Source organism: Afifella aestuarii (assembly GCF_004023665.1).
Lineage (GTDB): Bacteria > Pseudomonadota > Alphaproteobacteria > Rhizobiales > Afifellaceae > Afifella > Afifella aestuarii.
Window position 1 is genome coordinate 738,061 of sequence record NZ_SAUF01000001.1, and the last position, 21,618, is coordinate 759,678.

Below are 21,618 nucleotides of genomic sequence, written 5' to 3' on the forward strand. Positions count from 1 at the left end.
CGGCGCCATGGCTGCGGTCGTGGTGGCGTCGAACATTCTTGTTCAGTACCCGGTGCATGGGCACATCGGCGGTTACAACCTGGCCGATCTTCTGACGTGGGGCGCGTTCACCTATCCGCTCGCGTTCCTCGTCAATGATATGACCAACCGCACCTTCGGGCCAAAGGCGGCCCGTCGGGTAGTGTTCGTTGGTTTCCTTCTGGCTGTGATCGTTTCCACCGTTCTCGCCACGCCGCGGATCGCGGTCGCCTCGGGTTCGGCTTTTCTCGCCGCTCAGATGATGGATGTCGGTATCTTTCATCGCCTGCGGGCCGGGCGCTGGTGGCGCGCGCCTGTGGTGTCGAGCCTTATTGGCTCCGCCCTCGATACGGTGATCTTCTTTTCGCTCGCCTTCGCTGCTGTCTTCGGGATTCTCGGTGCAAACGATGCGTTCGCGATCGAGACGGCGCCCCTCTTCGGCGCCATCTCTCTGATCGAGGTGCCGCGTTGGGTATCCTGGGCGCTCGGCGATTTTTCCGTGAAGCTTCTGCTCGCGGCTCTGGCGCTCGTTCCCTACGGCTTCCTCATCCGTATGGTGACGCCGTGGCAGCCGCACACCGGTATCGCGCGCGGGTGAAAAGGATCGGGCCGGGGCTCTGGCAGGTGGCGGATAAAGCGGGCGAGGCCCGCTTTTTTTGTTTCTGGCGTTTCGAAGCTCTGAGCCTCGTTAGGCGGCGCGATTGCGGCGCGTTCGCGGGGGACGCGTGACGCCGGGAATGTCCGCTTCAAACAGCTCCGCGAGCTTTTCCGTCATGGCGCCGGCAAGTTCCTCTGCATCCACGATCGTGACGGCACGCTTGTAGTAGCGCGTCACGTCGTGGCCGATGCCGATCGCCATAAGCTCAACCGGCGAGCGGTTCTCGATCTCGTCGATGACGTGGCGCAGATGCTTTTCGAGGTAATTGCCGGAATTGACCGAGAGCGTGGAATCGTCGACCGGCGCGCCGTCGGAAATCACCATCATGATGCGCCGCTGTTCCGACCTTGCCAGAAGCCGCTGATGCGCCCAATCGAGCGCCTCGCCGTCGATATTCTCCTTCAACAGCCCTTCGCGCATCATCAGCCCGAGATTGCGTCTTGAGCGTCGCCAGGGCGCGTCGGCGCTTTTGTAGATGATGTGGCGGAGATCGTTGAGACGGCCGGGATGCGGCGGCTTGCCAGCGCGCAGCCATTCCTCGCGCGCCTGACCACCTTTCCATGCCCTCGTCGTAAAGCCCAGGATCTCCACACGGACACCGCAGCGTTCGAGCGTTCGGGCGAGAACGTCGGCACAGATCGCGGCAACCGTAATCGGGCGCCCGCGCATGGAGCCGGAATTGTCGAGAAGCAAAGTCACCACGGTGTCACGAAATTCCGTGTCGCGCTCCTGCTTGAAAGACAGAGAGGCGAACGGATCTGTGACAACGCGCGACAGCCTTGCGGGATCGAGCACGCCTTCTTCCAGATCGAAGTCCCAGGCGCGGTTTTGCTGCGCCAGAAGCCGCCGCTGCAGCCGATTGGCGAGGCGCGCAACGGCACCCGCCAGGCTCACCAGCTGCTTGTCGAGATAAGAGCGCAAACGATCGAGCTCTTCGGGCGGGCAGAGATCCTGCGCGGCCACCACCTCGTCGTGTTTTGCGGTGTAGACGTTGTAATCGCTGACCGGGGTGTTCTGACCGTAAAAGTCCGGCCGTCGTCCATCGGCAAAAGGGTCGGTCTCGGCCGAATCCTCAGCCTCCAGAAACTCTTCGGTCGTCTGCTCGGTGCGCTCGCTCTCGGAGACCTCGTCGTCGTCCTCGCCGGAAGCTTCCGTTTCTTGCGGCTCGGCGGAGGCGTCATTGTCGTCGTCGGCTTCGCCGCGCGCCCCCTCGCTCGTGTCGGAGGTCTCGTCGCTGTCGTCTCCGCCGTCATCCTCCTCGCTTTCGCCGTCCTGGCCCGCTTCGCTGCCCATGTCGAGGGAAGCGAGCAGATCGCGGAGTGCGCGAGCAAAGGCATTCTGGTCGGAAATCGATTGCGACAGCCGGTCGAGTTCGGCGCTGGACCGCTCCTCGATGAAGTCGCGCCACAGCTCGACAACTTTTTCGGCGCTTTTCGGCGGCGCCTGACCGGTGAGCCGCTCGCGCATCAGCAGAGCGAGCGCATCTTCCAGTGGCGCGTCGGCGCGGTCGCGGATCTCTTCGTACTGGCCGCGGTGGTATTTGTCCTCCAGCATCGCGGAGAGGTTTTCACGCACGCCCGTCATGCGCCGCGCGCCGATCGCCTCGCAACGCGCCTGTTCCACGGCATCGAAGATTGCTCGCGCCTGCTCACCTTGCGGCGCAAAGCGACGGTGCATTTTATCGTCATGGCAGGCGAGGCGAAGCGCCATGGCATCGCCAAGCCCTCGGGTGATGGCGATGTCGTTGGCACTCATGCGCCGGGCGGGCTCTGGCAGGCGCACACGGTGGCCGAGAAGCTGCGGCCGATCGGACGCGAAGACGACCTCGAGTTCGCGGTCGCCGGCCACCGCCTTCACACAGGACGACAGAGCCCGCTTGAACGGGTCTGTCGGAGTTTCCTTGTTGCGTCCGCTCATGCCGTGTGCCGCGCCTCAGCTCAGAACCAGGTTGGCTGCCGATTCCGGCAGCTCCTTGCCGAAGCAGCGCTGATAGAATTCGGCCACAAGCGGCTGCTCGAGCTCATCGCATTTGTTGAGGAAGGTGACGCGGAAGGCGAAGCCCAAATCTGAGAAGATCTCCGCATTCTCTGCCCAGGTGATCACCGTCCGCGGGCTCATGACTGTCGACAGATCGCCGTTGACGAAGGCGTTGCGGGTCATATCCGCGACACGCACCATACGGCTTGCCTGGTCGCGGCCTTCCGGATTGCGCAGATGCGCAACCTTCGAGAGAACGATGTCGACCTCGTTGTCGTGCGGCAGATAATTGAGCGTGGTGACGATCGACCAGCGGTCCATCTGACCCTGATTGATCTGTTGCGTGCCGTGATAAAGGCCCGATGTGTCGCCAAGCCCGACGGTGTTGGCGGTCGCAAAAAGACGGAACGCCGGATGCGGGCGGATGACCCGGTTCTGGTCGAGAAGCGTCAGACGACCGGAAACCTCCAACACGCGCTGAATGACGAACATCACGTCCGGCCGGCCTGCATCGTATTCATCGAAGACGAGGGCGGTGTTGGTCTGGATCGCCCAGGGCAGGATGCCGTCACGGAATTCCGTCACCTGCATGCCGTCGCGCACGACGATCGCGTCCTTGCCGACGAGATCGATGCGGCTGATGTGGCTGTCGAGATTGACGCGCACGCACGGCCAGTTGAGGCGCGCCGCGACCTGTTCGATATGCGTCGACTTGCCGGTGCCGTGATAGCCCGTGACCATGACACGGCGGTTGTGGGCAAACCCTGCGAGGATTGCCAAGGTCGTCTCGCGGTCGAAAAGATAATCCTCGTCGAGATCGGGGACGTGCGGATCACCCTGCGAAAAGGCCGGCACTTCGAGGTCTGAATCGATGCCGAAGACCTGCCTGACCGACACCTTTATATCGGGGGCGGCGGGGGTGTTCTCGACGGCTTCCTGCATGACAAATTCCTTCTTTCGGCGCCGTATGCGCCGGCTCTTTTCACGGCGTCAGAGACCCCTGATCTAGCAGAAACCGACGCTCTTCAAATAGCTGTAGGCCTGGATAATTTCCCGGAGTTTCTCCTCCAGAGAACGGTCGCCGCCATTGGCATCGGGGTGATGGCGCTTCACGAGCGTCTTGTAGCGCGCCTTTACTTCGTCGGGGCCAGCGGTCTCGTCAAGGCCAAGAGTCGCCAGCGACTTCCTCTCCATATTGCGCACAGTGCGTCGGGTCGGCTCTTCTGACGGGCGGCTTTTGAAGCCGTCGCCAAAAAGATGGAACGGGTCGTCGGTCTTGCCGGTAAAGCCGTATTTGGCGCGTCCTCCGGGTCGCGGGCCCTCATCGGAGCGCGCATTGGAGCCCATTCGCCAAGTCGGCCTGTGGCCGATGATCGATTCCTTCTGGAAGGATTGGACGTCGTTGTCGTCGAGCCCGGCGAAATAATTGTACGATTTGTTGTAGGCGCGCACGTGCTCCAGGCAGAACCAAAAATACTCGCCTTCTGCGTCGCGTCCCTTGGGTGCGCGATGCGTCGCGGGCGCATTGCAGCCTTCGGCTTCGCAGACGCGCGTCGCCCTTTCTTCCTGCTTGGGCTTCTTCGTTCCCTTGCGGGTTCTAATCTTGTCGAACAGGTCCGATTCAAGCTTCATGGAATCAATATGCCCGCCCCGGCGGGCCCTCTCAAGCCGTACCTCAACGCCAATCAGACAGAACCGGAGGAACGATGAGCGTTCGTGAAAAAATGGAAGACAAACTTAATGGTGCCCTTTCCCCCGAGGAGCTGACCATTACCGATGAATCGCATCTTCATGCCGGTCATGGTGGCGCGCATCCTGAGGGTGAGAGCCACTTCCGCATCCATATTGTGTCTGCGGCCTTCGAAGGGAAGAGCCGTGTTGAACGCCATCGCATGATCAATGAGATCCTGGCTGAAGAGCTGAAGGCCAGAGTGCACGCGCTGGCCGTAAAGGCGTATGCGCCGGGCGAAGGCCGGTAGGCGGCCGGCCTCCTGAATGGAACGGGTGGCCTAGACCGGCAAGCTCGTCGCCTGTGTCGTCGCCACCGGCGTGACCGGGGTCACCCTTATCTGCGTCAGTCGATTCCGTGTCTTGCGCAGAACCTTGAAGCGGAAGCCGTGGAAGGTGAATTCCTGTCCCGCTTCGGGAATTGTCTGTGCTTCGTGGATCACCAGGCCCGCCATCGTTGTCGCCTCTTCATCCGGCAGGTTCCAGTCGAAGGCGCGGTTGAGATCGCGGATCGGCACCGTGCCTTCCACGATAATGGAGCCGTCCGGCTGCTGGCGCACGCCCTGGATCTCCACGTCATGCTCGTCGGCGATCTCGCCGACGATTTCCTCCAGAATATCTTCGAGCGTGATCAGGCCCATCACCTCGCCATACTCGTCGACGACGAGCGCGAAGTGAATTTTGCGACGCAGGAACTCGTTGAGCTGCGCCTGCAGAGAAGTCGTGTCAGGCACGAACCAGGGCTTTGAGGCGACCGCCATGATATCGAGAGCTGTTGCATCGCCGCCGGCTGCCGCGAGGGCCCTCAAGACGTCCTTGGCATGCAGGATCCCGACAATGTTTTCGGTCTCGCCGCGCCACAAGGGCAGGCGTGTGAAGGGGCTCTCGATCACCTGGGTGACGAGCTTCTCCGCCGGATCATCGGCGTTGAGGGCCTGCATCGCGGTGCGGTGAACCATGACGTCGGAGACATCGAGCTCGTTGAGGTCCAAAAGGCCGCCCAGCATGTCGCGGGCGCCCTTTTGCACGCTGCCTTCGCGGTGCAGGAGATCGACGGCGCCGCGAAGTTCCTCGTGGCCGGACAAGAGCACGTCATGGCTCGCGGCGACGCCGAAGAGACGCAAGAGCGCCGAGACGAAGCGCTGAACTGCCATCACGACAGGCGCAAAAACCCGAACGACCGTTGAGACGAAGGGCGAGACGGCAAGCGCGAAGCGGTCTGGCGTCGTGATTGCCCAGGTCTTCGGCAAAACCTCTGCAAAGACAAGGACCAGGACCGTCATCACGAAGGTCGCCGCCGCCACACCTGCATCGCCCAGAATGTCGATGAAGGCGGCAGTTGCGAGGGCGGATGCCAGGATGTTGACGAGGTTGTTGCCGAGAAGCAGCGACGAGATCATGCGTTCGCGGCGATCGATCAGACGCGAAACGATCCCCGCTCGGGCATCGCCCGACCGCTCCATCTGGTGCATGCGGGCGCGTGATGCCGCCGTCAAAGCGGTCTCCGATCCGGAGAAGAAGGCGGAAAGGAAAAGCAGAATGACAATGGCAAGCAGAGTGGCTGCGAGCCACATGGGTTATTCTCCTGTCTGAAGGGCGGGTGCAGGCTCGGCCGCGAGCTCATCGGCGAGGAACGTCTCAACCGAGTGAGGCGCGACATCCTCCGCGATGAAAGCCTCACCGATCCCTCGGCTCAAGATAAAGGTGAGGCGGCCAGCTTTGACCTTTTTGTCCTGGGCAATGTGATCCATCAATTCCGAGGTGGGAAATCCGCTTCCCGGAATGCTGTTCATGTGGGTTGGCAGACCCGCGGCGGCAAGATGCCTCTCGACGCGCTCCGCCGCCTCCGGCGCACAAAGTCCCTGCTGGACTGAAAAACGATGGGCCATGGCCATACCGATGGCCACACCCTCGCCGTGGATAATGTGGCTGGCGTCGTAGTTGCACGCAGCCTCAAGCGCATGTCCGAAAGTATGTCCGAGATTGAGGAGGGCGCGTGTTCCGGCCTCTCGCTCGTCGGCGGCGACGACGCGTGCCTTCGCCGCGACGCTGCGGCGGATGGCTTCTCCGCGTGCGTCCTCGCCGGCGAAGACGGCCTCTCTGTTGTCCTCGAGCCACGAGAAGAACTCCGCATCGTCGATCAAGCCGTATTTTACGACTTCCGCATAACCGGCGCGAAACTCGCGGTGAGGGAGGGTGTCGAGTGCGCTCGTATCGGCCAGGACCAGCCGTGGCTGGAAGAAGGCACCGACGAGGTTCTTGCCTTCCGGCGTGTTGATGCCGGTTTTGCCGCCGACGGATGAATCCACCTGTGCAAGAAGGCTGGTCGCCACCTGGACGAGGCTCATGCCTCGACGGGTGATCGCAGCCGCAAAGCCCGCGAGGTCACCAACGACGCCGCCGCCAAGCGCAATGACGATGTCGGAGCGTTCGAGCCGGGCTGCGAGCAGCTCTCTCACAACGCGTTCCAAGGTGGAGAAGCTCTTGGAGGCTTCTCCCGGCGCGACGACGATCTCGACGCTCTCGATTTCCGCGTCGCTTAGCGCCTGGCGGACGGGGTCAAGATAAAGACGGCCGACATTTTCGTCTGTGATGATCGCGGCGCGGCGGGCGTCCATCCGCGCGGCCATGTGGCGTCCGAGATTGGGGATGAGGTTGGCGGCGACGAGGACGTCGTAGCTGCGCTCGCCAAGGTCCACATGTACGGAACTCATGATGGGTTCTCGCTGGTCAGAAATTTATCGAGGGCGGAAAGAACGTCTGCCACGACGGTGTGATGGGGCACGTCGCGCGAGGCGACCGTGAGCGTGGCGAGGGCGTAGGTGGGTTCTCGGCGGGCGAGGAGATCCGCCAGGATTTCTTTCGGGTTCGGTTTGCGCAAGAGCGGCCGGTTCGACCGGCGCCTGACACGGTCGAAAAGGAGATCGAGATCGGCCTTGAGCCAAATGGAGACGGCGTCATTGGCGATCGCCTGACGTGTCTCCGCGTCTTCGAAGGCACCTCCGCCGGTCGCGATCACTGTCGGGCCGGTGGTGAGAAGACGCCGGATGACTTTTTTCTCACCGTCACGAAAATGCGCCTCGCCGTAAGTTGAGAAAATGTCGGCGATCGTGAGGTTGGCGGCTGCTTCGATTTCCTGGTCGGCGTCTTTGAAAGGCAGGTTGAGTGTCGCAGCAAGGCGGCGGCCGACGCTGGTCTTGCCAGCGCCCATCATCCCCACGAGGACGATGTTTCGTGCACCCAAACGCTCGACGACGCGTTCCGCGGCGCCTTCCTCGATGCGTGAATATTTCTTGCTGTCAGTTCGCAACATGCCCCGTCCCGGCCCACAATCGGCTCGCTATAAAGCTTTATCTGTTGCCGTGCATCCCTTGAAATAGCAGCGGAAGCGGCGATAAGGGGCTCACGTAAACGGGCGGTTCGAATGCCAAGTCTCTTTCGCTTCTTGTTTGTCATCGCGGTTCTGGCCGCGATCGTCTATGGTGGCATGATAGCGCTGACGCTTCTCGTGGAGCCCAATCCCAGAGAGATGAGCGTGCGTATTCCTGCGGAGCGGGTCAATCAGTGAGTGCGGCCTCGTCCCCAGCGGGGGATGCTGGGCCGCGCCCGCGCCGCCCGCGCGATCTTCTGGATATCGAAGCATTTCTGGAGATGCTGGCGGCTGAGCGCGGGGCTTCTGCCAATACGCTTGCGGCCTATCGGCGCGACCTTCTCGATGCTCTCGGCACCGTCAGCGACCTGCGCGAGGTCGGCGGCGACGGGGTGCGCGACTATATCGCCACACTTGCAGCACGCGGCATGAGCCCGGCGACACAGAGCCGACGGGTTTCTGCGCTGCGCCAGTTCTTTCGCTTCCTCCTTTCCGAAGGGTTGCGCAGCGACGATCCGACGATCGTGCTTGATCGTCCGAAGCCACTGCGCGGCCTGCCAAAGACCTTGTCTGTCGAAGAGGTTGGTACCTTGCTGGATACGGCACGCGCGCGGGCAGACCGCGAGGCGCCACCGGCACGGCGCCTGGCTGCGGCGCGCATGCGGGCGCTTCTGGAGCTTCTCTATGCCACCGGCCTTCGGGTTTCGGAACTCCTCGGGCTGCCGGCAAGTGCGGCGACCGGCGAGCGCCCTTTCCTGATCGTCACCGGCAAAGGGGGGCGTGAGCGGCTCGTGCCTTTGAACGAAGACGCCCGCCTTTCGATGCGAGCTTACCGCGCACTCCTCGATGAGCGGCAGGCGGGCCGAAGCCCGTTTCTGTTTCCGGCGGCCTCGGCCTGCGGGCATCTGACGCGCCAGGCTTTCGCGCGCGACTTGAAGGAGGTCGGCATTGAGGCCGGCATATCGCCCGCGCGCCTGTCGCCCCATGTCTTGCGTCATGCTTTCGCGACGCATCTCCTGTCAGGCGGCGCCGATCTCAGGGCCGTGCAGACATTGCTCGGCCATGCCGACATTTCGACCACACAGATTTATACCCATATTCTGGAGGAGCGCATGAAGACGCTCGTCCAGGAGCATCACCCTCTCGGGCGCATGCGCTGATGATGTCGCCCTCAAAGCCCCGCTGGCGATGAGATGGGGGCCGATTGTCGCCTCCGCTTGACTTGACAACGCCCCATCGCCAGTTTGCGGCCACCTTAAGGATCAACTGCCTTACATGCGCCACTTCCTCGATTTCGAAAAACCCGTTGCCGACCTCGAAGGCCAGATTCAGGAGCTGCGTCGGCTGCAGGAAAGTGATGACAGCGTTTCCACCGACGAGGAAATCGCCAATCTGGAAACCAAAGCGCGGGATGCGCTCAAGGGCCTCTATGCCAAGCTGACGCCCTGGCAGAAGGCGCTCGTCGCCCGCCATCCCGACCGGCCGCACGCGAGCCGTTACATCTCCTCGCTGATCAAGGATTTCACGCTTCTTGCCGGCGACCGGAAATTCGCCGAGGACCGCGCGGTTCTCGCCGGTCTCGGGCGGTTCCGCGGCGAGCCAGTCGCTGTCCTCGGCCAGGAGAAGGGCTTCGACACGCAGTCGCGGCTTAAACACAATTTCGGCATGGGCCGGCCGGAGGGTTACCGCAAGGCGGTCAGGCTCATGGAAATGGCCGATCGTTTCGGCCTGCCGGTGATTGCTTTCGTAGATACTGCAGGGGCTTACCCGGGGGTCGGGGCTGAGGAACGCGGCCAGGCAGAGGCGATCGCGCGCTCCACGGAAGCCTGTCTCGGGCTCGGCGTGCCGAATGTCTCCGTCATCATCGGAGAGGGCGGATCGGGGGGCGCGATCGCGCTCGCGACGGCCAATCGCGTCTATATGCTCGAGCATGCGATCTATTCGGTGATTTCGCCGGAAGGCGCCGCATCGATCCTGTGGCGGGATTCCACACGCGCCGAAGAGGCCGCCACCGCGATGAAGGTGACGGCCGAAGATCTCAAGAATCTCAAGGTGATAGACTCTATCATCAACGAGCCAGTCGGCGGTGCGCACCGCGATCCGGACGCCGTGATCGCCGCCGTGGGCGACGTCATTGCCGGCGCGCTCGGCGAATTCCGCGGCCTGCCGGCGCACGATATCCGGCTGCAGCGACGGGAAAAATTCCTGGCGATCGGACGCAGTCTCGGCTGATTCCGCGGTCTCAAGCCGCGTTGGGAGATTTTTGGCCAATTTGACCGGGGAAAAGTGCCGGACACCGCGAAATTCGCGGTGTCTGCGACGATTCCGTCACACTCGGCGAAATTCGCGGTCTCTCCAGCAGGAAATCGCCGCATTTCGTTGGCTTAAACCTCCCGGCAACGATATGCCTTTAGAAATCCGCAAGAGACAGGGGAAGAGGCTCTTCGGGTCATGATGACAGCACTATTTTCACGCGCTGCGCGCGTCGCGGCTCTCATCGTTACAGGTCTGGCGGTACTCATCCTGGCCGGCTGCAACGATTTCGAGGGCATGGCCAAACATCTTCGGCCGCTTTCGCATTCCACCAAATCGCTCATCGCCAAAAAAGGCATGAGCGAAACGAGCCCGATCCTGGTTCGCCTGTTCAAGGAAGAATCGGAGCTCGAGGTTTGGAAGCAGGAGAAGGCGACCGGCCGCTACGCGCTCCTCAAAACCTACGACATCTGCAAATGGTCGGGTAAGCTCGGGCCGAAGCAGCAGGAGGGCGACCGCCAGGCGCCGGAAGGTTTTTATACGATCACTCCCGCGCAGCTGAACCCGAACTCCTCCTATTATCTGTCGTTCAACATGGGCTACCCGAACGCCTATGACCGTTCGCTCGGGCGCACCGGCTCGCATCTCATGGTGCACGGCGCCTGCTCGTCGCGCGGCTGCTATGCCATGGACGACGACCAGATCCAGGAAATCTACACGCTGGCGCGGCTCGCCTTTCAGGGCGGCCAGAAATCCTTCCAGGTGCATGCCTTCCCGTTCCGCATGACGCCGGAAAATCTCGCCAAGCATCGCCGCAACGAAAATTACGCCTTCTGGAAGATGCTGAAGGAAGGCAGCGACGTCTTCGAACTCACCCGCCAGGAGCCGAAAGTCGCCGTGTGCTCGAAGCAATATGTCTTCGGCACCGAGCGCCAGGCCGGCATGAGCTATTCGCCGAGCGCCTCCTGCGCCCCGAAGGTGGACGATTCGGTTCGTCTCGCGGTCGCCAAGAAGCGCGCCGAGGACGAGCTGCGCGAAGACAAGATCGCGAGCAATCTCAACGACCGCGACTATGCAAAGATCGCCGTCGCCGACCTGATGCGCGATCCGCGGCAGAAGAACGAAGTGCCGCCGACGCTTCTGGCGCTCGCCCGTGGCACGATGCCGGCCGAGGCGGCGACGCCGAACGCCCCGCAGAATGCCCCGATGTCGACGCCGGCCGATGCGCCTGTGATGACGGCGAGCATTCCGGAACGTTCCGAAAGCGGCAAGACGGGTGCGGAGACGCAGGTCGCCTCCGAGACTCCGGCAGGCGGAGAGCCCGCGATGGCGACCGCCTACGCGCCGCAGCAGGAAGAGGACGCCGGCCTCTTGTCGCGGCTGATCAAGAAGGTCTGGTAGCGACCCTCGCTGGCCGCGGCCTTCCGGGCCAGGCCAGCGATTTCAAAAGACGGCTTCAAAGCACATGAACGGCGCGGGCGACCGCGCCGTTTTTTGTTTGGCGCACGCTCATTCTCCGGTTTCTCTCGCGCATTCTCGGCGCTGCCGTGGGGCATTGTCGCGACCCCCGGTTTTCGCCCGCTATGCCGTTCACGCGCGATCCGGGCTTAAAGTGGCGCGGGCTTTCGGCCGCGGCCTTATCGGGCCTCGGTGCATCTTCGGGCGGCCGGAGCCCCGAAAAGGCCGACGCGCTCGTATCCCATCATCCCGGCCGCGAGCCCGATGGCGGCAAAGACGATGACGGCCTGATCCGGACCGAAGGCGTCCAGGATGAAACCGAAGAGGGGCGCTCCCGCCGTCTGGCCGATGGCGATGGTGAGAAAGCCGATCATCAGCCCCGTCGCCGGGCGATCGGAAAGTGCCGCCACACCCCAGACGAGGTAGATTCCGGTCAGCATCACATAGGCCGCGCCGAAGAGAGCGCCGCCTGCGAGCGTCGTTGCGGGGGTGGCGAGGGCCGAGCCGGTCGCGAGGATGCCGAGCGCCATCATCGTCAGAAAGGCACGATGCGTCCGGTCGACGCCAAAGCGTTTCACCAGGGTGCCTGCCGAGGCGCCGGCAATTCCCGCAATGCCGATGGCGGTCCACAAAACGCCGATGCCGCTCGTGCCCCAGCCGAGCCTTTGCGATGCGATCTCGCCGCCGAAGGACCAGAGGGAGGTGCTTGCGGCGCCCATGAGGAAATAGGCTGCGACGAGGCGCATCAAAGGTCCGGTTACGGGTGGCAGGTGACTGCCTTTCGCGGAGTTGCGCCGCGTTGGCGGAACCGCGACAGCGGCTGCGAGCGCCACGACAACGGCAAGTGCGGCGAAGCCCGCAAAGGCGAGACGCCATTCCCCGCCGATCGCCAGGGCGACGGGGCCTGAGAGTGCGACACCAGCACTGGTGCCCGCATTGATCGCGGTGTTGGTGGCGTCCTGCCGCTCGGCCCGGACCGAGGCTGCGACCGCCGCAGCCATGGGCGGAGAGGCGAGGCCGGTGCTCGACCCTGCCAAAAGCACGGCGCCGGCCAGCCAGGCGGCATTGGGCGCGGCGGCGATCGCGGCCATGCCGGCCGCGGCGACGAGGGCCGCCGCAATCGCCACGGCGCGCGCCCCGAAACGCTCGGTGAGGACGGCCGAGGCAATGATCGTGAGGCAATAGCCGAGAAAGGATCCGCCCGAGAGGACGCCCGACAGCGCCGGGCCGAGCGATAGATCGGCATCGACCTCCGGCAGAAACAGACCGAAGGCGAAACGCGCAAAGCCGTAACAGACGGCGATCAGGCCGAAACCGACGGCGCCCAGGCGAAGGGCCGGTTTCACGGGCGTTGTCCGGCGTCAGCGTCGGCGACAAGGATTGCCGCTGCCCGGCGTGCCGCCGCGACCGCGGCCGGGCCCCGATAGACAGAGGCTGCCGTGGCGCCCTCGTAGAGGACCAATATCTCTTCCGTCAGGTGCGCGCTTGCCGCCTCGCCGAGTTCGGTCACGAGGATCTCGGTCAGGCGTTTGCGGAAGGTTTCTTTGTGGGCGAGAACGGCGGCACGCACTTCCGGGATGTTGCCGCCGGTCTCTCCGAAGGCTCGCAGGAAAAGGCAGCCGCGGGCGCCTTCTTCCCGCACCCACGTCTCCAAAGCCGCAAAGATGCCGTCGACGCTCTCGAGGCCCTGGAACGTGCGCATGAAGCGGTGATCGCGCTCGGCGAGGACGGCGGCCATCAGGTCGGTTTTGCTGCCGGCGTGCTTGTAGAGGGTGCGCGTGGACATGCCGGCGGCTTGCGTCAGCCGGTCCATTCCGGTGGCGGTGAAACCGTTCAGGTCGAAGAGCTGTTCGGCGGCGGCGAGGAGCCGGGTTTTCGTTTCCATCGCAGGGCATGTAAAACGTACGTTTTACATTTCAAGGATCGGCTTCGAAATCCGCTCGGCGTGCGTGGTGTGCGGGCACGGACGGCTGCCGTTCGGCCGATGGGTCGCTCTCACAGAGTGTGAGGGACAGGGAGGCCGTCCAGGGGAGGGCGACTTAGCCGCTCGCTGGGAGATGCCTGTTGCCTGAGTCCGGTGTTGCGGGAAGAGGGGGGATTGCGATCCGGTAGAATTTCGTATCGACGTCGACGAGCGGGAAGGCTGGCGGCAGCTCGGTCTTGTCGATCTCCGCAAAGCCGTTCTTCTCATAGAAGCGGTGCGCCGCGAGAAACTTTGCCGTCGTGCCGAGGAAGATCTCGGCGAGGCCGCGTTCCGCCGCGGCGGCGAGCGCGGTTTGCAAGAGCCCTGAGGAGACGGAGTGCGGGCGACCGCGATGGGTCGCCGCCACGAACATCTTGCGCAAGGCGGCCTGGTTGTCGCCGATGTCCTTGAGCGCGATCGTGCCGACGACGCGACCCGCGTCCTTCGCCACCCAGAAATCGCCCTTGCCGACCCGGTAGAAACTCTCGATGGCGAGAAGGTCGGGCTGTTCCTCCAGCGTGATCGGGATCGCAAATTCGCGCTGCTGGATCGGCAGGATGAGATCGAGCACGCCCTGCTGGTCGGCTTTCTCGTAAGGGGAGATCGTGGCGGGCATGGATGTCGCGGCCTCAAAGGATGCGTTTGGGTGACCGAGCTTATCTCGAAGGCGGCAACCTGAGGCAGGGCATCTCGCATCTTTTTCGACCGTCTTGCCGGGACAGGCCGCACGGCATTGGCCGCATCGTCACGGGCTCTCCCGGACGCTGAAAGCTGCAGTTTACGAGGTGACGATGCGTCGATAGCTGGCCGGTGAGCCGGCTAGAATATGATGCGCGGAACGCGACGCAGGACGAAGCTTCCCGCCATCAAAAGCAGTGAGATTGCCACCATATATGCGCTCAGCCGGTCCCATGCCGGTGGGGTATTTGGCAGCAAGCCAAGGATCCCGCCCACGAACAAGCCGCTCCACGGAATGATGGCCCCAAACAGGACGCAAACAGCGCAGCCGCCGGATTTGCTAGTCATCTGCTTCGTCCTTTCCAAAGAAGTCATCGACCTTGAAGCCGTGGCATAGAGCTTCGTAGCCCCAGCAGGCGGCGATGAACGTTCCCCCGATGATCCACAGGTAGCCGGGCCCAAATAAATAGGTCACCAAATTATCGACGGAAGCGGAAAGAGCAAGAAAAGCGGCGCCGGCGCATCCCGCGACCTTTAGCGCACAGCGCCGCCTGTTCACTTCCGTCATCTGCAATGTCCCCCGCACTGCCATTCGACGCTTAGATACTTCATGCGCAGTGGATCAACTTTTGCGGGAGCGCACTCCTGGTTCAAGACGCGTCGTCGTCACACGGTGCATTTGGGAAGAGCGGCGCCGCAGCGCCTTTCCTGCACGCCGGCTCTGACCGCAGACCTCGCGCTTTTATTGGGCTGCTTGTCTGCTCAGAGACGCTGTGTTCTGCACGCGGGACGGCGACCGACGGGCTCGCATGTCACCTCATCCCTTGGCGCGGACGGCGCGGTTGGCCAGGAAATCCATTTCGGCGGCGCTTTCCCGTGGGCGATGGGCGCGTTTTTTCGGGGGTGCGCTCGGATCCCCGGTTTCCATGACCGGCTCGGGGAGGCGGTGCGGTGTCGGCCCCGCCCAGGCATAGAGCGCCACGGGCTCCGAAAAGCCTCTGAGCGTGTGTTCGCCGAGCGGCGTCCAATGGGCGGGGGCGTGGTCCGCGACTTTCTGGACAGCAAGCGCCGGCACGCCGAAAACCTTGGTCATCGCCTGAACGCGCGCAACCTGATTGACGATCGGGCCGATCACCGAAAATGACAGACGCGAGGCCGTGCCGATATTGCCGAACATGACGTTGCCGCGCGTCAGCCCGACGCCGTAATCGAGCGGCTCTTCCCCGGCCGCAATTCGGGCCTCGTTCAAGAGCGCGAGCTTCTGCCAGCCCTTTTCAATGGCGCGGCTTGCCGCCTGCGCCGCTTCCGTTTCCGATGACCAACAATCGAGCGAGAACAGCGCGATCACGGCGTCGCCGATGAAATTCAGGATGTCGCCGCCTTCCTCTTCGATGGAGGCGGCGATGCAATCGAAATAGGAATTCAACAGGTCGATGTAATCGGCGCGCGGGATGCGCTCGGCGAAGGCGGTCGAATTTCTGAGGTCGCTGTAGAGGATGATCGCCGGCACGGTCTCGCCGTCGCCGCGATGGATCTGGCCGCCGAGCACGCGCGGGCCGGCGCGATGGCCGAGATAGGTTTCGGCGATCGTATCGGCCATGCGCGACAGGATCATCACCTTGCCGGAGAGGGCGAAGCGGCGGGTGACACGCTGAAGCGCCGCGATCTCGCCATCCGAAAAGCCGGTCGGGCGGGTGCAGCAATACGAGACGATGATGCCGCTGCGCGAGTTCGCCAGGCCGGTGCCGGGGATGGCGAGATCAATCGCAAAGGCGACATAGTCGGTGAAGCCTTCGTCGGCGAATTCCTGCAGGACCGGGAAATCGACGAGTTTCTCCGGCCCCTGCAGGGCGCGCCGGAAGACGTCGCCGCCGCTCTCCACAAGCACCTTGAAAGGGCTTTGCCGCCACGCCTCGCTGATATGGTCGGGCTCGGGATTGTAGGCGATCTGCTCGAAGGCCACTTCCTGGCCCTCGCGCCAGATGACCGCTTCCACCTGAAAGAGCGGGTGGAGCGTGGTCCAATTGACCATGGCGCGGCCGATCGGGATGCCGACGCCGAAGATGCGGTCGCACATGCCTTGAAAAAGCTCGGTCGGGTCGGGCTCGCCAAAGGCCTGCTCGACCAGCCAGGAGGTGACGCTGTCGACGAGTGTGCTTGAGGACATGAAAGATCCTTGGCCGACACCGAGAGCCGCCCGCGCCTGTGGCACGAGCGGGGATGTCATCCTGAGCTGATGTTCAAAACAATTCTAGCCGGCCGTGGGTGGGCCGGCTAGAGCGGTGGTTGTAGGGCCCGGCTCTTTAGACGAGCGCGCCGTGGCAGTTTAGACGAGCGCGCCGTGGCAGTGCTTGAACTTCTTGCCGGAGCCGCACGGGCAGGGCGAGTTACGCCCGACCTTGCCCCAGGTGGAGGGGTCGTTCGGGTCGATCGTGGCCGCGCCTGCGCCTTCGCCGCCGGCGTAAGCGCTGCTCGCGGCGACCGCACCCGCACCGACGGGAAGCGCGCCGGCGCCGGCTCTCTCCGATCCGCCGCCATCGGTCATCTCGAATTCATCCTCGCCGGTGGTTGCATCGACGTGATGGGCGATGCCTTCCGGCGGGCGCAGCGTTTCTTCAAGCGGCTCACGCTCGGCGAGCTCGACATGCATGAGCTGTGCGGTGACGGCACGGCGAAGCTCCGACAGCATCGCCTCGAAGAGCTCGAAGCCCTCGGTCTTGTACTCGTTCAACGGATCGCGCTGGCCGTAGCCGCGGAAGCCGATGACGGAGCGCAGCTGATCGAGCTGTGCCAGATGTTCGCGCCAGAGCTGATCGAGCGTGCGCAGGAGGATCTGCTTTTCCACCATGCGCATGAGCTCGGGGCCGAAACGGCTCGCCTTGCGGGCCATCAGCTCGTCGCCGGCCTTTTCGATGCGCTCGCGCATCTCCGCATCGGCGATGCCTTCCTCCGCCGCCCATTCGTCGATCGGCAGATCGAGGGCGAGGATCTGTGCGACTTCCGCCTTCAGGCCCTCCACATCCCATTGCTCGGCATAGGCGCGCTCGGGGATGTGCTTGGAGACGATCTCGTCGATCGTCTCGTGGCGCATGTCGCGGACGGTCTCCGCCGTCTCCTCCTGGCGCATCAGATCGATGCGCTGCTCGAACACGACCTTGCGCTGGTCGTTCATGACGTCGTCGTATTTGAGAAGGTTCTTGCGGATGTCGAAGTTGTGCGCCTCGACCTTGCTCTGCGCCCGCTCCAAGGCCTTGTTGATCCAGGGATGGACGATCGCCTCGCCCTCCTTGAGGCCGAGCTTCGTCAGCATCCCGTCCATGCGGTCGGAGCCGAAGATGCGCATCAGATCGTCCTGCAGGGACAGATAGAATTGCGAACGGCCGGGGTCGCCCTGACGGCCGGAACGGCCGCGGAGCTGATTGTCGATGCGCCGGCTTTCGTGGCGCTCGGTGGCGAGCACCATCAGGCCGCCGGCATCGAGCGCCTCGCGCTTCATGCGTTCCAGATCGGCCTTGATCGCCTGGGTCTTGGCGTCGCGCTCCGGCCCTTCCTCCATCTCGCCGAGCTCTGCGGCGAGGCGCATGTCGACATTGCCGCCGAGCTGAATGTCGGTGCCGCGGCCGGCCATGTTGGTGGCGATGGTGATGGCGCCGGGCTTGCCGGCCTGGGAGATGATGATGGCTTCCTGCTCGTGATGGCGGGCGTTGAGGATATTGAAATCCTTGACGCCGCTCGTCTTCAGGCGCTCCGCCAGAAGCTCCGACTTTTCGATCGAGGTGGTGCCGACGAGAACCGGCTGACCGCGCTCGCGGCAATCTTTGATCGTCTCGATGATCGCGGCGTATTTTTCTTCCACCGTGCGGAAGACCTGGTCGTCCTCGTCGATGCGGGCGACCGGGACATTGGTCGGCACCTCGACGACGTCGAGACCGTAGATGTCCATGAACTCGTCGGCTTCCGTCATCGCCGTGCCGGTCATGCCGGCGAGCTTTTCGTAGAGGCGGAAATAATTCTGGAAGGTGATGGAGGCGAGCGTCTGGTTCTCCGGCTGGATCTTGACGTGCTCCTTGGCCTCGAGCGCCTGGTGCAGGCCTTCCGAATAGCGCCGGCCTTCCATCATGCGGCCGGTGAATTCGTCGATGATGACGACCTGGCCGTTCTTGACGATGTAATCCTTGTCGCGCTGGAAGATCTTGTGCGCCTTCAAGGCGTTGTTGAGGTGATGGACGACGGCGACGTTTTCCACGTCATAGAGGTTGTCGCCCTTCAGAAGCCCGGCCGCTTCCAGGAGACGCTCGGCATGTTCGGTGCCGTCTTCGGTGAGCGTGGCGGAGCGGACCTTCTCGTCGATCTCGTAATCTTCCGGCTTCAGCTGCGGGATGATGGCGTCGATTGCCTGATAGAGCTCCGATTTGTCTTCCACCGGACCGGAGATGATGAGCGGCGTGCGCGCCTCGTCGATCAGGATGGAATCCACCTCGTCGACGATGGCGTAATGGTGCCCGCGCTGCACCATGGCACCGAGGTCGTATTCCATATTGTCGCGCAGATAGTCGAAGCCGAATTCGTTGTTGGTGCCGTAGGTGACGTCGGCGCGGTAGGCGCGGCGGCGCTCGTCCTGCGACAGGCCGTGGACGATGACGCCGACGGACAGGCCGAGGAAGCGGTAGATGCGGCCCATCCAGTCCGCGTCACGGCTCGCCAGATAATCGTTGACGGTGACGACGTGGACGCCCTTGCCGGTGAGCGCGTTCAAATAGACCGGCAGGGTGGCGACGAGCGTCTTGCCTTCACCCGTCTTCATTTCGGAGATGGCGCCTTCGTTCAAAACCATGCCGCCGATGAGCTGCACGTCGAAGGGGCGCTGGCCGAGAACGCGCTTGGCCGCCTCGCGCACGGTGGCGAAGGCCGGCACCAGGAGATCGTCGACTTTGGCGCCGTTTTCGAGCTGCTGGCGAAATTCCAGCGTGCGGCCGGCGAGCTCTTCGTCGCTCAGCCTTGCCGTCTCGTCCTCGAGCGCATTGATCTGATCGACGAGGGGACGATACTTTTTGACGCGGCGGTCCGACGGGGTGCCAAAGACCTTGCGGCCCAAACTGCCCAAGCCCAGCATAAATACATCCTCTTCGTCGGCAAATTACCGATGTCGGCGTGTCGTGAGGCCGCTCATCGCTTCTGAAGTGGCGCGGGGATCAGCGTTGAAAGCCGTCGAGCCGGCGCCCCCGCTTCTGGACGGCGGGCCGGGGGAGAGATAAGAACGCAGGTGAATCATGTCAATCTGCGGCGCTTGCGCAGACATCGCGCCGATGTCGATCGAGGACCTATCATGACCATCCGGAACACGTCGTACAAGATCGGCGGCGCGAGCGGCGCCCTCGCCGCTCTCGTCATCGCGACCGGTGCCTTCATGGCGTCAGCCCAGGCGCAGGACGCGCCGTCACCCGATGCCGTCGCACGCGTCGGCGATACGATCATCACCGAAAAGGATCTGTCGGAAGCGGCGAACGATTTCTCCGACGAACTCGACCGCGTGCCCGGCCCGCGCCGGCGCGCCGTTCTCGTCGACGTCCTCGTCGACATGGAGCTCCTGGCGGAGGCGGCACGCGAGAAGGGTCTCGACAAGACCCCCGATTTCGACCAGCGCCTGGAATTCCTGAAGACCCGCGCGCTCAGGAACGAGTATGTGGAGAAGGAGATCGTCAACGCCGTCACCGACGACGAGGTGAAGGCGGAGTACGACAAGCAGATTTCCGGCTTCAAACCCGAGGAAGAGGTGCATGCCCGCCACATCCTCGTGACGACCAAGGAGGAAGCCGAAGAGATCATCAAACAGCTCGATGCCGGCAAGGATTTCGCCGAGCTCGCCAAGGAAAAGTCGACAGGTCCGAGCGGCCCGCAGGGTGGCGATCTCGGCTATTTCCCGAAAGGCCGCATGGTGCCGGAATTCGACAAGGCCGTGTTCGCGCTGGAGCCCGGCGAATACAGCAAGGAGCCGGTGAAGTCGGAATTCGGCTGGCACGTGATCAAGCTCGAAGACAAGCGCATGTCGAGCCCGCCGCCGCTTGACGACATCAAGGAGCAGCTGCGCGGCGTTCTGGTGCGGCAGAAGTTCAACGAGGTGATGACGAAGCTGCGCGACGACACCACCATCGAAGTCTACAACAAGGCGAATGCCGAGCCTGCGGCGGATGGAGAAGCCGGGTCCGATGAAGGTGCGGCCGAAGAGGGCGCTTCCGATGATGGGGCTCCTTCCGACTCCGATGCGGGGCAGAACCAGTAAGAATGAGCGCAAGCGTTTCGCCGCTGGCGCCCCGCGAATTCGCGGAGCTGCCGCAACTTGAGGGAGTTCGGCTTGCGACGGTTGCGGCCGGCATCCGCTACAAGGGCCGCACCGACCTCCTTCTGATCGCCTTCGATCCGCCGGCGACGGTCGCCGGTGTCTTCACGCGGTCGAAATGCCCGTCTGCGCCGGTCGATTGGTGCCGGGCGCAGCTTCCGCGCGGACGTGCCGCGGGGCTCGTGGTCAATTCCGGCAATGCCAACGCTTTTACCGGCGCCAAGGGCGCGGCCGCGACGAAGGCGAGCGCAGAGGCGGCTGCCGAGGCGCTCGGCTGCGCGCCGGAAGACATCTTTCTCGCCTCGACCGGCGTGATCGGCGAACCCCTCGATCCAGAGCCGTTCCGGCGGCATCTCGGCCCGCTCGCTCAAGAGGCGCGCGGCGATCGTTTCCGCGAGGCGGCGGAAGCGATCATGACCACCGACACGTTTCCGAAGCTCGCCCATAAAGAGGTGACGATCGGGGGCCGGACGGTGAACGTGCAGGGCATCGCCAAGGGCGCCGGTATGATCGCGCCGGATATGGCGACGATGCTCGCCTTCGTCTTCACCGATGCGAAGATTTCGCCGATGGCCTTGCAGACGGCTTTGTCGGAGGCCGTGAAAACGAGCTTCAACGCGATCACCGTCGACAGCGATACCTCCACGTCGGATACGCTGCTCGCCTTTGCGACCGGCACCGCCGATGCGGAGATCGTGCCGGGAAGTGGCGATTTTCAGAGTTTTATGGAGGCTTTGACCGAGGTCTGTCGCGAGCTTGCCTTCCAGGTGGTGAAGGACGGGGAAGGCGCGCGCAAATTCCTCGAAGTCACCGTGACGGGCGCCGAAACCGATGCGTCGGCGAAGACGATCGCGCTTTCGATCGCCAATTCGCCCCTGGTGAAGACGGCCGTTGCCGGCGAGGACGCCAATTGGGGCCGCGTGGTGATGGCCGTCGGCAAGGCGGGGGAGCCCGCCGACCGCGACCGGCTTTCCATCTGGTTCGGTCCGCATCGCGTCGCCGTCGACGGTGCGCGCGACCCGGATTACTCGGAAGAGGCGGCCTCCGCCTATATGACGGGGGACGAACTTGCGGTGAAGGTCGATCTCGGTCTCGGAACCGGCCAGGCGACCGTCTGGACCTGCGACCTCACCAAGGAATATGTCGCCATCAACGGCGATTATCGCAGCTGAACGAGG

Annotated in this window: 20 protein-coding genes; 8 read left to right on the forward strand and 12 right to left on the reverse strand. The window is 63.5% G+C overall.

What is annotated here, in order from left to right; translation table 11 throughout:
• The first annotated feature begins 7 nt into the window (after positions 1-7).
• Entirely contained in the window at positions 8-616 is a 609-nt protein-coding gene (locus tag EO094_RS03330) for a VUT family protein (protein ID WP_128291793.1), read from the forward strand.
• Positions 617-706: 90 nt separating this feature from the next.
• On the opposite strand, the gene cobT is transcribed toward EO094_RS03330, so the two are convergent.
• The 3 genes from cobT to EO094_RS03345 form a co-directional block, all read right to left on the reverse strand.
• Entirely contained in the window at positions 707-2,593 is a 1,887-nt protein-coding gene (gene cobT / locus EO094_RS03335) for a cobaltochelatase subunit CobT (RefSeq protein WP_128290894.1), read from the reverse strand.
• Between the two features lie 15 nt (positions 2,594-2,608).
• A complete protein-coding gene (gene cobS / locus EO094_RS03340) occupies positions 2,609-3,595 on the reverse strand; it encodes a cobaltochelatase subunit CobS (RefSeq protein WP_128290895.1) in 987 nt (328 codons plus the stop codon).
• Between the two features lie 63 nt (positions 3,596-3,658).
• Positions 3,659-4,285, reverse strand: coding sequence for a J domain-containing protein (locus tag EO094_RS03345; protein ID WP_128290896.1), 627 nt, complete (start codon positions 4,283-4,285; stop codon positions 3,659-3,661).
• Between the two features lie 74 nt (positions 4,286-4,359).
• Here EO094_RS03345 and EO094_RS03350 point away from each other — a divergent pair, with 74 nt between their 5' ends.
• Positions 4,360-4,632 (forward strand): BolA family protein, encoded by a 273-nt coding sequence (locus EO094_RS03350; protein ID WP_128290897.1) that lies wholly within the window; start codon positions 4,360-4,362, stop codon positions 4,630-4,632.
• A 30-nt stretch (positions 4,633-4,662) separates the two neighbouring features.
• On the opposite strand, the gene EO094_RS03355 is transcribed toward EO094_RS03350, so the two are convergent.
• From EO094_RS03355 to EO094_RS03365, 3 genes are read right to left on the reverse strand one after another with little or no spacing between them, the layout of a single operon-like run.
• Complete coding sequence (locus tag EO094_RS03355; protein ID WP_128290898.1) at positions 4,663-5,955, reverse strand: HlyC/CorC family transporter; 1,293 nt, start codon at positions 5,953-5,955, stop codon at positions 4,663-4,665.
• 3 nt (positions 5,956-5,958) lie between these two features.
• Positions 5,959-7,095 carry a 3-dehydroquinate synthase gene (gene aroB, locus EO094_RS03360; RefSeq protein WP_128290899.1) on the reverse strand — a complete coding sequence of 379 codons (1,137 nt, stop codon included), beginning with the start codon at positions 7,093-7,095 and terminating at the stop codon, positions 5,959-5,961.
• Complete coding sequence (locus tag EO094_RS03365; protein WP_128290900.1) at positions 7,092-7,694, reverse strand: shikimate kinase; 603 nt, start codon at positions 7,692-7,694, stop codon at positions 7,092-7,094. Before EO094_RS03365 ends, aroB begins: the two co-directional genes overlap by 4 nt.
• 111 nt (positions 7,695-7,805) lie before the next feature.
• Here EO094_RS03365 and EO094_RS03370 point away from each other — a divergent pair, with 111 nt between their 5' ends.
• The 4 genes from EO094_RS03370 (at position 7,806) to EO094_RS03385 (ending at position 11,405) form a co-directional block, all read left to right on the forward strand.
• Positions 7,806-7,949: a histidine kinase gene (locus EO094_RS03370; RefSeq protein ID WP_092814517.1), complete on the forward strand. Its 144-nt coding sequence runs from the start codon at positions 7,806-7,808 to the stop codon at positions 7,947-7,949.
• A 59-nt stretch (positions 7,950-8,008) separates the two neighbouring features.
• Complete coding sequence (locus EO094_RS03375; RefSeq protein WP_281275240.1) at positions 8,009-8,911, forward strand: site-specific tyrosine recombinase XerD; 903 nt, start codon at positions 8,009-8,011, stop codon at positions 8,909-8,911.
• A gap of 115 nt (positions 8,912-9,026) precedes the next feature.
• A complete protein-coding gene (locus EO094_RS03380; protein ID WP_128290901.1) occupies positions 9,027-9,983 on the forward strand; it encodes an acetyl-CoA carboxylase carboxyltransferase subunit alpha in 957 nt (318 codons plus the stop codon).
• Positions 9,984-10,202: 219 nt separating this feature from the next.
• The gene (locus EO094_RS03385) at positions 10,203-11,405 is read left to right on the forward strand and encodes a L,D-transpeptidase family protein (RefSeq protein ID WP_128290902.1); all 1,203 of its coding nucleotides are present in this window, start codon (positions 10,203-10,205) and stop codon (positions 11,403-11,405) included.
• 236 nt (positions 11,406-11,641) lie between these two features.
• Here EO094_RS03385 and EO094_RS03390 read toward each other — a convergent pair whose 3' ends face one another.
• The 6 genes from EO094_RS03390 to secA all read right to left on the reverse strand — a co-directional run bounded on the left by EO094_RS03390 (position 11,642) and on the right by secA (position 19,216).
• The gene (locus tag EO094_RS03390) at positions 11,642-12,808 is read right to left on the reverse strand and encodes an MFS transporter (RefSeq protein WP_128290903.1); all 1,167 of its coding nucleotides are present in this window, start codon (positions 12,806-12,808) and stop codon (positions 11,642-11,644) included.
• Positions 12,805-13,347, reverse strand: a complete 543-nt coding sequence (locus tag EO094_RS03395; RefSeq protein WP_128290904.1) for a TetR/AcrR family transcriptional regulator — start codon at positions 13,345-13,347, stop codon at positions 12,805-12,807. Before EO094_RS03395 ends, EO094_RS03390 begins: the two co-directional genes overlap by 4 nt.
• A 154-nt stretch (positions 13,348-13,501) precedes the next feature.
• Positions 13,502-14,041 (reverse strand): GNAT family N-acetyltransferase, encoded by a 540-nt coding sequence (locus EO094_RS03400; protein WP_128290905.1) that lies wholly within the window; start codon positions 14,039-14,041, stop codon positions 13,502-13,504.
• Positions 14,042-14,443: 402 nt separating this feature from the next.
• A complete protein-coding gene (locus tag EO094_RS03405; RefSeq protein WP_128290906.1) occupies positions 14,444-14,671 on the reverse strand; it encodes a hypothetical protein in 228 nt (75 codons plus the stop codon).
• Between the two features lie 249 nt (positions 14,672-14,920).
• Positions 14,921-16,270, reverse strand: coding sequence for an adenylate/guanylate cyclase domain-containing protein (locus EO094_RS03410; protein ID WP_164879544.1), 1,350 nt, complete (start codon positions 16,268-16,270; stop codon positions 14,921-14,923).
• A gap of 159 nt (positions 16,271-16,429) precedes the next feature.
• Complete coding sequence (gene secA / locus EO094_RS03415; protein ID WP_128290908.1) at positions 16,430-19,216, reverse strand: preprotein translocase subunit SecA; 2,787 nt, start codon at positions 19,214-19,216, stop codon at positions 16,430-16,432.
• Positions 19,217-19,429: 213 nt separating this feature from the next.
• Here secA and EO094_RS03420 point away from each other — a divergent pair, with 213 nt between their 5' ends.
• Together EO094_RS03420 and argJ are read left to right on the forward strand one after the other, a co-directional pair.
• The gene (locus EO094_RS03420; RefSeq protein ID WP_128290909.1) at positions 19,430-20,383 is read left to right on the forward strand and encodes a peptidylprolyl isomerase; all 954 of its coding nucleotides are present in this window, start codon (positions 19,430-19,432) and stop codon (positions 20,381-20,383) included.
• 2 nt (positions 20,384-20,385) lie between these two features.
• The gene (gene argJ, locus EO094_RS03425) at positions 20,386-21,612 is read left to right on the forward strand and encodes a bifunctional glutamate N-acetyltransferase/amino-acid acetyltransferase ArgJ (RefSeq protein ID WP_128290910.1); all 1,227 of its coding nucleotides are present in this window, start codon (positions 20,386-20,388) and stop codon (positions 21,610-21,612) included.
• The last annotated feature ends 6 nt before the right edge of the window (positions 21,613-21,618 follow it).